This is a genomic window from Salinimicrobium xinjiangense DSM 19287, assembly GCF_000423585.1.
Taxonomy (GTDB): domain Bacteria; phylum Bacteroidota; class Bacteroidia; order Flavobacteriales; family Flavobacteriaceae; genus Salinimicrobium; species Salinimicrobium xinjiangense.
The window spans coordinates 173,477-187,710 of record NZ_KE384054.1 but is presented as its reverse complement, the minus strand read 5'-3'; the positions used below and the strand labels follow the sequence as shown (position 1 = coordinate 187,710).

The following is a 14,234-nucleotide window of genomic DNA, read 5'->3' as shown; positions in this document are numbered from 1 at the left end:
ATGGAACACGAAAAGAAAAACCATTCTCCCTCCAAAAAACCGGCACCGGACCTTGTGCTGGAGACCACAGACAGAGATCCACATGGAAACCTCTTTTATCACCCTTCGATATTCACTTTTGCGGTCGCTGGCGCTATCATTGGAGGATTGATCATGGCATTTCTGGCCTGGATGATCGCCGATGGTAGCTGGGCAGTAGTTGGCCTGGGACAAATGTCGGCAGGAAATCGCGGACCGGGAGCTTTCTTCGGCTTCGTGGTGGGAAGTGGTGTAGGCGGATTGCTTGGAGCTATTCTCGGAATGCGAAAGATGTTCCGTTTATCATCCCGGCACAGAGATGAGAATCAAAACCACCAACCTGAAAAAAGTTAGCTTATCCTAAATAGCAAAAAGTGAAACTCCTTAATGCATTTTTTGTAGTCATCTTCACTATCTCTGCCGTTATACAATATAATGATCCGGACCCTCTCCTGTGGATGGCTATCTACGGCTATGGAGCTCTTGTTTGCCTGCTTGCTTTACTGGGAAAAGACCATATAGTTCTGCACTATGCCGGCATCCTCATCTTCCTTACCTATGCGCTGTACCTTTTCTTTGTACCTGATGGAGTACTCTCCTGGATAACTGAGCATGATGCTGAAAATATTACCGGATCAATGTCAGAGGAAAAACCATGGGTCGAATCCACCCGGGAATTTTTTGGGCTACTCATCCTCAGTTTCGCCCTTTTATTAAACCTGATCTTTCGAAAAAATAAAAATCAGCCGAATCTAAATGCAACCCAATGAAATATTGTCTACTCTTCAGCATAGTTCTTTCGCTTTTTTCCATGACTGCAGGCGCACAGGAAAGGGGGCGCCTAACAGGAAAAGTTCTTTCAGAATCGGCAGAACCGCTTGAAAATGTACAGATCAACCTGCTGAATTCCTCCTACCAAACCAAAACTTCGGGAGACGGAATTTTTTCATTTCCGGCAGTGCCTTATGGTTCTTACATTCTTAGTGTAAGCAAACGCGGATATTCAGAAACGACCCGCATTGTCAATATTAATGCGGAAGTAGTTGAACTGGAAATTCTTCTCTCTTCGGAAGGGGAGCGTTTAAAGGAAGTAGTTGTAACCGCTCAGAAAAGAGAAGAGCTAATCCAGGAAATCCCGTTGAGTATTACAAGCCTGTCCTATGAAAATGTAAAGCAGAGCCAGATCCAGAATTCAAATGATCTCACCGCTGTTTCTCCGAATCTATACGCCAGTGATCCGGGGGATAGAAGAACCGTGACCTCTATCAGAGGAATTGTTACTACCTCCTACGATCCTGCCATTGCAACTTATATAGACGGTGTGAATCAATACAACCTGGATACCTATATCACCCAGCTATTTGATATTGAAAGAATAGAAGTGTTGCGTGGACCGCAGGGAACGCTTTACGGAAGAAACGCTATGGGTGGTGTGATCAACATTATAACCCGGGAGCCCCAAAAGGAAACAACTGTATTTGGAGAAGCTACCCGGGGCAATTATACCCAACAGCGGTACATAGGAGGAATAAGAACCCCTTTAGGAGAGAAACTGTTTTTTGGTGCAGCAGGATTGTATGAGGAAAGAGAAGGTTTTTATACCAATGAATTCACCGGTTCCACTTATGATGACCAGGAAAATTTCTCCGGAAATTACTACCTGAAGTACCTGTTTAGCCCTACCTGGAATGCCACCTTAAACCTTAAACATTTTACAGCCGAAAATGAAGGAGCTTTCCCCTTGAACATGGGAATCGAGGCCGCGCTGGAAAATCCTTACACCCTCAACCAGAACCAGCTTTCAACAATGAAGGATAACACCTTCAATACTTCTCTGGTAATTGATCATAAAGGGCAAAACCTCAACTTCAGTTCACAGACTGCCTATCAACACAATTACAGGTATTACGAAAATCCTATTGATGCAGACTTCTCCCCTCTGGACGCGATATCGATCATCAATGACTATGGAAATGACTGGAATACGGTGGAAGTTGTGACACAGGAATTTAGACTTTCCTCTCCCCGCGGACCCGGCAGAGATCTTGAATGGACTGCGGGAACTTACATGTTCTATCAGGAAAGTCCGGTGAAACAGGCCACCCATTTTGGGGAGGATGCCGGCTTACTGGGATCCGAGGAAACTAACTTTTCACTTATCAATACAACTGAGGCAACGGGAAAAGGAATTGCTTTTTTTGGGCAGCTGAATTATCAGGTTACAGACAAACTGGGTCTGATTGCCGGTTTAAGGTATGACCACGAATATAAGAGGCAGTCTGTACTTGGAGAATACCAGAGGGACTCTGATACTGAACCAATGTTCGAATATCAGCCGGACACTACTGCCACCGCCACCTTCAATGCCTTCTCGCCTAAAGCCGGGCTCACGTATGATCTTTCAGAAGAAAACCTCGTCTTCCTTACCTACAGTCGCGGTTTCAGGGCGGGAGGATTAACTCCGTTGAGTGCAGATCCCACGCAGCCACCTCTGTACGAATATAAACCGGAATTCAGCAACAACTATGAAATAGGCACTAAAAACTCATTTTTGGAGAATAAGCTGCTGGTGAATGCCACTGTTTTTTACACGGAAGTGACCGATGTACAAGTGCCGACTTTAGTAATACCCGATGGAGTTATCGTCACACGAAACACCGGAAAGTTAACCAGTAAAGGCCTGGAGGTAGAGCTGAAAGCATTATTGACCCCCGGCCTCGAACTCAGTTATGATTTGGGTTACACAGACGCCGGCTATGAATCCCTCCTCATTGCGCAGGATGGCGAAGAAGTTAATCTTGAAGATAACAAGCAGATCTATACTCCGGAAGTAACTTCAATGCTCGCTCTGCAATACAAATCAAACCTGGGACTGAATGAAAACTGGGAATTCACGGCTCGTGCAGAATGGAAATACCTGGGAGAACAGTATTTCGATCTGGCAAATAATCTAAGGCAGGAGCCGTACAGCCTGTACAATGGGAATATTGGCGTCTCCTACAGGGATATTAAGCTCATGCTCTGGGGCCGAAATATATTTGATAAAGAATACATTAGCTACGGCTATAACTTTGGTGCAGTTCATCTTGGAAATCCTGCTACCCTGGGAGTGACTTTATCATTCGAGATATGATGGTGTAAGGATTTTAAAAATTATTACTTCAAACCTATTTTTTCGTCAACCTGTCCCGAAACTTCGGGAGTTTCAGGTTCTAGTTGGAACTTTATACTGAAAAAGAATGTGAAATAAATTCAGAATGACGGAACATTTACTCAACAGGCAGCCCCGTTTATTCAAAAGCTGGTTCTATTTCGCCGGCACCATTTTAAAAACTTTCCCGGTGTTCCCAACAGGTCCTTCTTCATCGGTGGTAAGAACGAACATTTCTCCCTCCTTGTTCTGGCCAAAAGACAAAAGATAGTGACCAATTGAATTGGAGTTAGTCTGAATTATTTTGAGCTCTTTAAAATCCCACATTCCGGTTTCTTTCGGAGTTGCCACAAACACTGCTCCCGCAGGTTTCCCGTGATGCTGTGTCCAGGTCCCAAAAATGTATTTCCCTGCCAGGTTTTTAATCATTTCACCTCTGTAGACATACCCTCCTATTACGACCAGGCCTTTGCCTCCATGATCGGTGCCGCCCTGTTTAAATTCAATGACAGGATCTATCAGAGGGTTCCCCATTTTATCTTCTTCAGGACATTCCTTTTTCTCCTTATCGTTATTATAGGAATTGAAACAGTGAGATCCTTCTTTGACATTCCACCCGTAGTTACCACCTTTGGTGATCACACTTATTTCTTCCCACAGCACCTGTCCCGCATCTCCGGCAATAAGATCATTATTCCCTTCCATGTCAAAGGAAAACCGATATGGATTCCGTAGCCCATAAGCATAGATCTCATCCATTCCCTCCTTACCTACAAAGGGATTGTCTTCAGGAATTCTATAGAGAGAATTTCCATCCACATCAATTCTTAAAATACTACCGAGCAGGTTCTGCTCTACATCCTGCCCGTTTCCGCCGGCGTTCTCTTCGTACCAGTCGGGCACATGCCCCATGTCAATATCATTTGCTCCCCCACCATCGCCAAGGGCGATATAAAGGTAATTGTCCGGTCCAAAGGCAAGGGTACCAGCATTGTGATTATCCTGCGGCTGATCGACCTTCAGTATGATCTTTTCTGAAGCTTTATCGGCCTTATTTGAATTATCTGAAGAAACTTTGAATTCTGAGATATGGCTGGTATGATCCCAGTTTTTGGGACTATTCTCACTCAGTGGTGCACTATAATACACGAAGAACCTGCCGTTCGTGCTGTAGTCAGGATGAAAAGCCAGACCAAGAAGTCCCCTCTCCTCATGGGCGTCCTTGAGGGGCACTATTTTATCTTTAAGGTCCAGAAAAGGCTCCTGCAAAAGTCCTTTTTGAGGAGTATGAATTCTAATTACCCCTGCCTGATCAACAATGAAATACCTTCCCGAATTGTCGGGAGATTCTTTCAGGGCCACCGGGGATACCAGATTATCTGCTATCACTTCCAATCCTACCGATTCCTGTGAGGAACCCGTTAGTACCCATCCCAGACTGAACAATACGATGAGAAATTTTATTTTCATAACTATAGATTTTAAGATTTTCCAGAAGGATCTATAAGTTAATCAATTTATCCGGAGGACTGGGTTAAGTTCCTGTTAAGCAACGGGTAAAGTATTGGATTTTTCCTATGCTCCGGAAATTTTTACCCGGGTGAGTTTTAACAGTACTTTCATATGAAAAAAGGTAGAAGCTGACTAACTTGTAAGTAATCCCCTTTCGTATAATCCTGAAGAAAACGTAATGAAAAATCTTCTCTTCGCTCTTCTGTTCACTGCTACACTTTCTCTTCCTTCAGTTGCTCAACGTTCCCCGTCTGTAGAAGGAAATATTAATAATCTTCCGGTACGGGAATATACTATTACCATTAACCAGGAAATCGTGAATATTGGAGGCAAAGAAAAAATGGGAATGACCATTAACGGTAGTATTCCGGGCCCTACCTTAAGATTTTCAGAAGGGGAATATGCCGTAATACATGTAAAAAATGAAATGGATGTGGAAACTTCTATTCACTGGCATGGTCTTCTACTCCCTAACTTTTTTGATGGTGTACCCTATTTAACAACACCTCCTATAAAAGCCGGAACAACCTTTACATATGAATTTGAATTAAAACAGGCCGGTACTTACTGGTATCACTCACATACAGGATTGCAGGAGCAGGATGGGGTTTATGGCTCATTTGTTATTGAAGATCCTGAGGAGGATCTGGATTATGATTCAGATCTGGTATTGGTTTTGGCCGACTGGACCTTTGAAAAACCAACAGAAGTCTTAAGAACTTTAAAACGTGGTCTCGAATGGTATGGAATCAAAAAGAATACGGTGGTTCCTTTAAGTGAAGCTATTTCCCGGGGTGCTTTAGGCGCCCAGCTTAGTTTCTGGAGACAACGTATGGAAGGCGTAGACATATCTGATGTATACTATCCCGCCTTTCTTATGAACGGGGCCACCTCCCAAAGTTATCCCGATTTTAAACCGGGAGAAAAAATAAGACTCCGGTTTATAAATGCTGCCGCCTCTTCCCAGTTCTGGTTAACCTTTGGAGGAGAAAATGATCCTTTATTAGTAGCTGCAGATGGTCTTGATGTAGTTCCTGTGGAGCGTAACAAAACCTTCATTGCTGTAGCAGAAACCTATGATTTTATAGTAACTGTTCCTGAAACAGGTCAACTGGAGGTTAGAGCTACAGCACAGGATGGTACAGGACAAACTTCAGCCTTTCTTGGAAAAGGCAAAGACATTAGCGCACCAGATGACTTACCCAAACCAGACCTGGTTGAAATGATGAAAGAAATGGCTGCAATGGATATGAAGATGGGTGCTCCTGCAATGAAATTCAGACCCGGTAAGGAAGAGCCCGAAAAGATGATGGCAAAATACGGAATGCAAATGGATGAAATGGACGGTATGGGTCATGGGAAGATGGGGCACTCTATGGATACTGAGGAACCTGATAAGAATGAAGATCTGGATCAGGGTGAAATGGATCATCAGGATCATCAAAAGGAAAAAGTGAACCCCAAAGATGAAGGCGGCAAAATGCCAATGGAGGGAATGGATGCGGGGGAGGAAATGAGCGATATGAAAATGTTTTCTGAATTCAATTACGATTATCTGAGAGCGCAGGAGAGAACTGACTTTTCTCCAGATCGGCCGGTAAGAGAGATACTTTTAAATCTTACAGGAAATATGCAGCGTTATATCTGGAGTATGAATGGGGTTCCTTTATCGGAAGGCGATAGGATCAAGATCAGGCAGGGAGAAGTTGCCCGGATTACTCTTAATAATCTAACCATGATGCATCATCCCATGCACCTGCATGGCCATTTTTTCAGAGTCGTTAACGAGCACGGAGAATATTCTCCTTTGAAGCATACGGTCAATGTTGCTCCTATGCAGAAAATCGTAATAGAATTTGATGCAAACGAGTATGGAGACTGGTTTTTTCACTGTCACATTCTGTACCACATGGATGCCGGTATGGCCAGGGTCTATAGCTATGGAACACCCAGAGATAAGCGACTGGAGGATCACCCCTTAAGGATCCTCACGAATAAGAGCAACCATTTTTTCACCTGGGGAATGGTCGATGTCGCATCACATATGGCTGAATTTAATGTTATCTCTTCTAACATCAGAAACCAGTTTACCGCAAGTGGTGAATACGGTTGGAATGAAAATCTTGAGGCAGAACTAACCTATGAACGTTATTTTAATGACTGGTTTAGAATATTTGGCGGGGTGAATGTTGAGAATGAAGAGCACGATTCTTTAGAGGAGATTTCTACTACTGCCATTGCAGGAATTCGATATTTTACTCCCTATATGTTTAATCTTGACGTGCGTATGGATCATAAGCTGCGACCACAAATAAGCCTTAGCAGGGAAATTCTACTGTTCCGGAGGATCGCTGTGTTTGGGGAATATGAATTTCAGGCAGATTTTGGATGGAGCGGGGATTTACCCGATGGGGAGGATTTTGAAAAAGAAGAAGTATTTCAAATTGGTGCCGAGTACTTCCTGTCGAAATATTTTTCAGTTCTGGTAAGCTATGACAATCGGTTTGGTACCGGGGCAGGTTTATCTGCCCGATTTTAAAAAAGTATAGAAGGAATAAAATATAAAATCCTGGTTTTTTCAGGTAATAGCTGCCAGGGACGTTCAACAAATGAAAAGAATTACTAACAGGCATGGAGCTACTTTTGCTAATTGCAGGGTTAACCCTGCTTCTTTTTACCATCTATGATTTCTTTTTTACCACCCTTTCTGGAAGCGGTGCTGGGTTTATTTCAAAATCTGTAGCGAGTTTCTCCTATGTCGCCACCCGACTTAGTTCAAAAATTTTTGGAAGGAAAGTATTTGACTACAGTGGCATGATCGTTAATCTGGGGGTCCTTTTTGTATGGATAATTTTAGTCTGGCTTGGATTGTTTTTGGTCTACTCCTACGACCCGTCCGGAATTACCAATAGTAACTCGAGACCTGCCAACTGGGTGGAAAGACTCTACTACACAGGTTACGTGCTGTCTACCCTGGGCCTGGGAAATTTCAAATCCACTACCCCATTTTTTGAGATCATGACCAGTATTTTTTCTTTTTTTGGGTTCATCTTCTTTACCAGTTCTATGACCTATTTAATTTCTGTCTCCTCTGCAGTCATTCGTAAGCGCACTCTTTCAAGAAGTATCTTTAACCTTGGGAGAAGCCCGGCAGAAGTTGCTGAAAAGCTCAGCAAGGTGAACAGCTCCTATAAAGACCAGCAATTGCTCTCACTGCAGGAAAAGATCGACAACCACCTGGTGAGTCATCAGGCGTATCCGGTCGTGCATTTCTTTAGCCACTCAAATCCCGATAACTGTTTCAGTACCAATTTTACAAGACTTGATGAAGCGATAAGTATTTTATTGGATCCCCAAAATGAAAAAGAAAAAGAAGTTGGAAAAGAAGAACTACAACTCCTTAGAAGTACCATGACTCACATGTTAATTCACCTTCACAAGAATTTTTCAGCTTCTCTCCCTACGCCGGAGACCCGCACCAAAGATAACAGTGCAAGTGCCGGTAATTTCACACCGGAACAACTTTCCAACCCGGAGCACAGAAGGGAATTATTGTCATCTTTATTGCGGAATGAAGGATTCAGCTGGCAAGCGATAAAATGATTTAGAATAATTATATCAAAGACATTGTTGTCCCTCCACAAATGTAATTTTAACCGGTTGGGCCTAAAGCCCTTCTAAATTCTTCTTAATTGCTACCACCTAAAGGTGGTGGCAATTCATTGTTCACATCTAATTTAAATAACTTCTCGGTTATTAATTGCCTCCGGCTTTAGCCGGAGGATATAGAAAACAAATGACAGGGCTTTAGCCCAATTCCATTTTTAATAGGATAACCTTTTCAACCTTACCGTTGAACCGGAAATTCAATTTTTAAAAACACTGTTCCTGTGTAGGAGTGATCACTTCCTTCAGTTCGCGATATGTAAGGCTTTCCCAGCTGTTGAGGTATTCCTCTTTATCAATTTGCCGGTCTAAGTCTAGATCTGGCTCCATCAGTAAAAAAGTCTTTTTTAATTCGCTGAAGGGCCTGTAGCCGGTAATTTGATAGGTCTTTTCCTTGTAGGTGATCAATAAAGTGGGAAAACGGGTAACTCCCCCTGCTTTTGTTTTGTTCAGATCTTCTTTAAAGCTCTTGCTCACCTTATCTGAGAAAAGATCATCCCTGAAAACCTCCTTTTTCAGGATTTGCTTTTGATCAAGGTCTTCAGCAACTGCGAGAATTACCTCTAAATCTCCAATATTTCTCTGGTGCATCATCACTTCCTCCCTCAACTTCCGGAGCATTGCTTCTTCTGCAATCCGGGACTGTAAAGCAGCTGCCTTGACCGCCATACAAGCCAGGAAGGAAGTGTCAACGGGATTAGAGACCCAAATATTTTCCTCAATCGGTTGCCCGGACATGTTCCTGGCCTGCATCCAGAGAGGGCCCAGCTGTGCAGGTCGGGCGACGTCGTTCATCTGGTCGTTAAAATTTTTCCACTCACTCAAAAGACCGCCCATCACATAGTTCAAGTGCAGGCGGTCTTTTAAGAGAAATCTTAATTTTCGCAGTTGGGGCTCCAGGGCCCAGCTCCAGCAACAAAGGGGATCGGTAAAATAATCTACCCTGAATTTCTCCATAAAAAATTTCTAATATTTACTCCATTGCGCCTCACCTTTAGGCATGGCTTTTTTTATCTCGTCAGATTTCTTCTTACTCAGTTCCTTATTCTTTTTATCCACTTCTTTTGGATCTCTTTCAGTTTTGCCGTTCCCTTTGGTCAATCCTTTGGTTTTCCTGATGTGCTCTATTGGATCTGAAATGTATTCCCAGGTTTCACCCATTTCTGGACTTTTACCTTCATTCCAGGGCCCTCTTACATCTTCCCCATTGGAAAGATTGAAATACTTGTTACTAAACTTAGGATCGCTTTGCAGCACTCCGGGTGGGAAATTGGGTTCTATGGTTTCCAGGGCAGCCTGGAACATCTGGAAGTGTGCCACTTCGCGTGTCATCAGGAACCTCAGGGTATCTTTTACATGAGGATCATCTGTGTGCTGCATAAGGTATTCATAGACAATTTTCGCCCGGGATTCGGCAGCAATATTTGATCTCAGGTCAACAGAAAGATCTCCGTTTGCTGTAACATAAGCTGAGGTCCATGGATTTCCGTTACTGTCTGAAAGCGTTGGACCGCCTCCTGAAAGATTGAAGAACTGGGGGTTTACCATTGCATTGTGGATAAAATCTTCCTTAGACGCTTTTCCTTTCAACAGAGCCATGATCTCAGATTCCTCGGCGGCATTTTTGAGATCTCCGTGGATCCCTTTTAAGAGCATTTGGATAGTTGCACCAACAATCTCGAGGTGGCTAAATTCTTCGGTAGCAATGTCCATTAACAGATCATACTTATCGGGATGTACCTGTTTGGCCGCAAAGGCCTGGGTGAAATACTGCAGGGCAGCTTTAAGTTCGCCGTTAGCACCTCCAAATTGCTCCAGTAGCAGTGTCGCAAAAGCAGGATCGGGTTGAGAAACCCGCGCGTTGAATTGTAGTTCCTTTACGTGGTAAAACATAGTTAATTGGATTAATGGTTAATAAATATTTCGGAGTAATTAAGTTATTATCTTTCTTCTGTAACCACGGTTAATTGTATCGTAAATTTCTGTTATTCTTTTAGTTGCATCATTCTCTTAAGGCCTTTAGATAGTCTACGATCTTATCAACCTCCTCATCTGATATCTCCTCTTCGCTAAAAGCAGGCATGGTTCCTAACCCATTCCTGATCTGGAATTTTATGACAAAGCCCGGAACAGATGTGGTGACAATAGGAGCTCCCAGTCCAGCAGTACCGTCGGGATGACAGGAATTACAGAATTTATGAAAAAGTACCTTACCTTCCTGCACCTGCTCTGTCATATTAGCCAGGGGTTTTACAGTATAGGCCTCCTTCTTTGAAGATGAACATCCCATGCACATCAAAATAATGACCGATAAAAAAACAGCTCTCCCTCCCATAATTCTCATTCTTTTGATATTTTCCAGATCACCCCTGTCCCTTCACGGGGTTTTGCTCCTTCCTCTTTTGAAACAATAAGGATCCCGAAATCGACTACATACAGGGCGTCCCCTCCTTCATTAAAATGAACTGAGACAGGGCGTTCCAGCCCTGCTGTCTTCAGGAAAGTAGCCGGTCCGTTTCCTTTTCCTTTATTGATGGCAAAATTTTCCACAACACCATTTTCCGGGTTCACCCGTACTACCTTAAACCCTACCGGTCTCATGACCTTCCCTACATTGGGTGCCATGTCTCCAAACTGTGCGATAAAGACTTCTCCCACAAAGCCAAAACCGGCATTACGGGATATGTCCATTCCGTTGGAAGAGGAGTGCACTCCTAATTTGGCAACAGGCTGCGGCGGGGAATCAGGATATTCATCGAGAAGTAATTTTGGGGCTCCCTTATCCGGTACTTTCAACTGTGAAATTTCATGTCCGGCGTTATGATCGGGCCACCCGTACCAGGTTCCCTCCTCTATTTTCCAGAGTACATCTCCTGTTCCCCAAACCGGCCTGCTGCCTCTCACATCATAGCTGTTTTCGGTAATGAAAAGTTCTCCCGAAGATGAGAAGGCCATTCCGTAGGGATTCCTGAATCCCCAGGCAACCAGTTCCGGCTCCCCTCCTTCTATGGGAATTCTCATGATCGCGCCGTTGCAGGGGATCTCTCCCTTAATCACCTGCCCTTTTCGGGTAGCTTCTCCAAAAGGCACATAAGCACCTGTTGTAACCTCATCGTCAGGGGTATCTGTCAATGGGTTTTTACTTGTGTAGTTTATTCCTTTTAGGACAATATCCTTACAGGGAATGTCGTGAAATTCAGGTTTGCGGTACAACCAGCCAAAAGAAGCATTATCGGGACCCACCACGGCCGAATTGGTCGCAGTACCCTGCCCGAAATATATATAGTTATCTTTTATTGCAGGGCCATTAGTGTGATGGTCTCCTACACTGGGAAGATTTTCTACTAAAGTGTCTACTTTTCCATTGCCATTAATCCGCAGGATCTTTCCGCCTTCGAATTGTCCGCCTTCTGCAACATAAAAATTACCGTCATGATAGATTATTCCCGTCCATGGACCGTTCTTTTCGCCCTCAACCAGGAGTTCGGTACTTCCATTTGTATTGACCCTCAGAAGTTTTGGCGAAAGAATGACCTCTCCATAAGCGTAACCGGATTCGGTGACAAAAAGCTGTCCCTCTTCATTTTCCACAACTGCCGTGGGAAAGGTGAGACCCCGCGCAACCACTTCTACTTTGTATCCGTCAGGAACTAATACATCTGTGGGATCCACCTGCCGTTCCCCCGGATCATAATTAATTTGTCCCCCTCCCACAGGATCAAGATTGGCGCATCCCGCCATAAAAATCAGGAAGAGCAGAATATACATGCGACTATAGCCTGTCATAGCATTGGTTTTAGATTAGCAAATAACAGGGGGCTTAATTTAAAATCTTTAGCATCTATAATCTACAACATAAAATCCGGTAAAACCGGGTTTTATAACGTAATACGTTAGATTTTTCTACCGTTCCATCATCAGGAACCGGCGACATGGTAAAGGATCCAACCTAGTCCCGTTAGGCCAATAGCTCCGTGTACCACTGCCACCCAAACCGGAATTTCCAGATGACGAATATCTTTGGAAAAAAGATAGATCCCACCAATGGCGGCAACGATGAATATAATGATACTGTCCCAGTGCTTATGATGGGAACTTGTGGTAAGCGCATAAATCAACAGGACAATTATTCCTAAAGCAGCTAAAGTTCCATGGATCAATGCCACACCTTTGGGGGGAGTTTTTTTCTTTAGCACGAATGTGATCAGGTAAAGCCCTAAAATTACTGCGAGGCTAATTAAAATTATTGCTGTGATGACCATTTTCAGGAATCATTTTTGGATTTTACATCTCGTTTATCAAGCGGGGAAAAAGCAGGACCTTCTATCACTTCTCCCGTAGCCTTAAAGCGGCTTCCATGACAGGGGCAATCCCAGGATTTTTCGGAGTCATTCCAGTCCACAATACAATCCATGTGGGTACATACAGCCGACTGGCAATGAACTTTTCCGCTTTCATCTTTAAATACAGCCCATTTTTCGCTGTCTACTTCCACAACCTTCCCCTGTCCCGGAGAGATCTCATCAAAGGAATCTGCTTCTGCTTTTCCGGGAAGATCCTTGAGATACTGTCTGGCAACATTAAGGTTCTCCTTGATATAATTCTTAGCAGATTTTATGGGGGTGAACCGTTTAGCTTTGTAAAGATCGGCCCATTCATTCTCCCTGTTATTGAGCAGGTCATCGAAGATCATGGCAGAGAGCACTCCGTAGGTAAGTCCATCTGTAGAGAAGCCTGTCGCAAAATAGATATTATCATCTGCACTTTCCCCTATGTAAGGCAAACCATCTGCCGGTTTGTAATGTTGGGCGCTCCATCTGTAATCTATGGAAGACACGTCAAAATATTTACGAAGGTTCTTCTCCAGCCGGTCGTAGAACCTGGTGTAATTATCCTCCTGTCCTACTTTATGATGCCCCCCAAGCATCAGTACATATGGTTCTCCATTAACCTTATAAGTTCTCATGGAAGTATGGAATTCCGCTTCGGTATCCCAGTAGATCCCGTCGGGAAAGTCGCCGGAATTTAACTTTGCTGCCATTGCATACTCCCGGTATGGGTAAAGTGCCGTTTGTACCGCATAAACTCCTTTAGGAGAATGCGTGGCCAAGATAACCTTTTGAGCGGTCACTGTACCAGACGGCGTGGAAAGGGTAAGCTCTTCTTCTTTCTGAATATGGTACACAGGCGAATTCTCAAAGATCCGGCAGTTTTCATTTTCAATATTCCGTGCCAGTCCCCTTACAAAGGCTGAAGGATTGAACTGCGCCTGATCTTCTACCTTTATGGCCTTGCTCACTTTTACCGGAAGCGGCAGCTCGTGAACTTCTTCTACCCGCAGGTTGTAGTGAGATGCTGCATCAATTTCCTTTTCGATGGTTTCATCCTTTTTACTGGTCTCACTAAAGAGATACCAGGGTACCCTTTTAAAGTCACAGTCAATATTGTATTCCCGGGCCAGACTTTCAATAAGGTTAACGGCAGCTGTCCGCGAGCGGGCCACGCTCGCCGCTGTTTCCTCATCCCATTTGCTCTGAATATGATGTAAGCGCTTATCTACCATGGAATAGAGGTTTCCCGTGGAATATCCTGTTGTTCCTCCACTGACTTCTGCCGCTTCGAGAACAGCAACTTTTTTACCGGATTTTGCCAGCAAATATGCGCTCGTAATACCTGTTATTCCACCTCCTACAATGGCAACATCTACTACCAGGGATTCTTTAAGAGTGGGAAAATTGGTTTTGGGAGCGGTCGAATTCCATATTGATCTTGACATAGCTTAAACTTTATTCCTAAAGTTAAACATTGTAATCAGCAGCTACCAAGGAGATTAAGTTAGTTTTTTGTTAATCCTTGGTGTAAAAGGGAAACTTTTGTAACAATGTCA

General features: G+C 43.7%; 12 protein-coding genes. 5 read left to right on the top strand and 7 right to left on the bottom strand.

The genetic code is table 11. The annotated features are described in order from the left end of the window. Genes G564_RS0114050 through G564_RS0114040 form a run of 3 tightly spaced genes read left to right on the top strand, consistent with a single transcriptional unit; the run spans position 1 to position 3,151 of the window. Positions 1 to 372, top strand: a complete 372-nt coding sequence (locus tag G564_RS0114050; RefSeq protein WP_156879250.1) for a hypothetical protein — start codon at positions 1 to 3, stop codon at positions 370 to 372. Between the two features lie 20 nt (positions 373 to 392). Continuing rightward, complete coding sequence (locus G564_RS19375) at positions 393 to 788, top strand: transmembrane 220 family protein (RefSeq protein ID WP_051205496.1); 396 nt, start codon at positions 393 to 395, stop codon at positions 786 to 788. Continuing rightward, entirely contained in the window at positions 785 to 3,151 is a 2,367-nt protein-coding gene (locus tag G564_RS0114040) for a TonB-dependent receptor (protein ID WP_084625648.1), read from the top strand. Before G564_RS19375 ends, G564_RS0114040 begins: the two co-directional genes overlap by 4 nt. A gap of 174 nt (positions 3,152 to 3,325) precedes the next feature. On the opposite strand, the gene G564_RS19370 is transcribed toward G564_RS0114040, so the two are convergent. After that, the gene (locus G564_RS19370) at positions 3,326 to 4,639 is read right to left on the bottom strand and encodes a PQQ-dependent sugar dehydrogenase (protein WP_084625647.1); all 1,314 of its coding nucleotides are present in this window, start codon (positions 4,637 to 4,639) and stop codon (positions 3,326 to 3,328) included. A 220-nt stretch (positions 4,640 to 4,859) separates the two neighbouring features. On the opposite strand from G564_RS19370, the gene G564_RS0114030 reads away from it, so the two are divergent. Both G564_RS0114030 and G564_RS0114025 read left to right on the top strand, forming a co-directional pair. Continuing rightward, positions 4,860 to 7,220, top strand: a complete 2,361-nt coding sequence (locus tag G564_RS0114030; protein ID WP_029038214.1) for a multicopper oxidase domain-containing protein — start codon at positions 4,860 to 4,862, stop codon at positions 7,218 to 7,220. A 92-nt stretch (positions 7,221 to 7,312) separates the two neighbouring features. Beyond that, positions 7,313 to 8,284, top strand: a complete 972-nt coding sequence (locus G564_RS0114025; RefSeq protein WP_029038213.1) for an ion channel — start codon at positions 7,313 to 7,315, stop codon at positions 8,282 to 8,284. Positions 8,285 to 8,554: 270 nt separating this feature from the next. Here the strand turns inward: G564_RS0114025 and G564_RS19365 are convergent, their stop codons facing one another. From G564_RS19365 to G564_RS19360, 6 genes are all read right to left on the bottom strand, one after another. Next, positions 8,555 to 9,304 (bottom strand): DsbA family protein, encoded by a 750-nt coding sequence (locus G564_RS19365; protein ID WP_051205495.1) that lies wholly within the window; start codon positions 9,302 to 9,304, stop codon positions 8,555 to 8,557. A gap of 9 nt (positions 9,305 to 9,313) precedes the next feature. Next, positions 9,314 to 10,240, bottom strand: a complete 927-nt coding sequence (locus G564_RS0114015) for a manganese catalase family protein (RefSeq protein WP_029038212.1) — start codon at positions 10,238 to 10,240, stop codon at positions 9,314 to 9,316. A 109-nt stretch (positions 10,241 to 10,349) separates the two neighbouring features. Continuing rightward, on the bottom strand, positions 10,350 to 10,691 hold the full coding sequence (locus G564_RS0114010; protein ID WP_084625646.1) for a c-type cytochrome: 342 nt from the start codon (positions 10,689 to 10,691) through the stop codon (positions 10,350 to 10,352). Continuing rightward, complete coding sequence (locus tag G564_RS0114005) at positions 10,688 to 12,133, bottom strand: PQQ-dependent sugar dehydrogenase (protein WP_029038210.1); 1,446 nt, start codon at positions 12,131 to 12,133, stop codon at positions 10,688 to 10,690. The genes G564_RS0114010 and G564_RS0114005 overlap by 4 nt, the downstream gene beginning before the upstream one ends. Positions 12,134 to 12,264: 131 nt before the next feature. Continuing rightward, a complete protein-coding gene (locus tag G564_RS0114000; protein WP_029038209.1) occupies positions 12,265 to 12,609 on the bottom strand; it encodes a hypothetical protein in 345 nt (114 codons plus the stop codon). A 2-nt stretch (positions 12,610 to 12,611) separates the two neighbouring features. Then, positions 12,612 to 14,123, bottom strand: a complete 1,512-nt coding sequence (locus G564_RS19360) for an FAD-dependent oxidoreductase (protein ID WP_037374063.1) — start codon at positions 14,121 to 14,123, stop codon at positions 12,612 to 12,614. Positions 14,124 to 14,234 lie beyond the last annotated feature (111 nt).

Bases quoted from the DNA above. Each gene is read 5' to 3' on its own strand.
- G564_RS0114030 (WP_029038214.1), top strand. From the start codon at position 4,860: ATGAAAAATCTTCTCTTCGCTCTTCTGTTCACTGCTACACTTTCTCTT.
- G564_RS0114050 (WP_156879250.1), top strand. From the start codon at position 1: ATGGAACACGAAAAGAAAAACCATTCTCCCTCCAAAAAACCGGCACCG.
- G564_RS19360 (WP_037374063.1), bottom strand. From the start codon at position 14,123: ATGTCAAGATCAATATGGAATTCGACCGCTCCCAAAACCAATTTTCCC.
- G564_RS19365 (WP_051205495.1), bottom strand. From the start codon at position 9,304: ATGGAGAAATTCAGGGTAGATTATTTTACCGATCCCCTTTGTTGCTGG.
- G564_RS0114025 (WP_029038213.1), top strand. From the start codon at position 7,313: ATGGAGCTACTTTTGCTAATTGCAGGGTTAACCCTGCTTCTTTTTACC.
- G564_RS0114010 (WP_084625646.1), bottom strand. From the start codon at position 10,691: ATGAGAATTATGGGAGGGAGAGCTGTTTTTTTATCGGTCATTATTTTG.
- G564_RS0114015 (WP_029038212.1), bottom strand. From the start codon at position 10,240: ATGTTTTACCACGTAAAGGAACTACAATTCAACGCGCGGGTTTCTCAA.
- G564_RS0114040 (WP_084625648.1), top strand. From the start codon at position 785: ATGAAATATTGTCTACTCTTCAGCATAGTTCTTTCGCTTTTTTCCATG.
- G564_RS0114005 (WP_029038210.1), bottom strand. From the start codon at position 12,133: ATGACAGGCTATAGTCGCATGTATATTCTGCTCTTCCTGATTTTTATG.
- G564_RS0114000 (WP_029038209.1), bottom strand. From the start codon at position 12,609: ATGGTCATCACAGCAATAATTTTAATTAGCCTCGCAGTAATTTTAGGG.
- G564_RS19370 (WP_084625647.1), bottom strand. From the start codon at position 4,639: ATGAAAATAAAATTTCTCATCGTATTGTTCAGTCTGGGATGGGTACTA.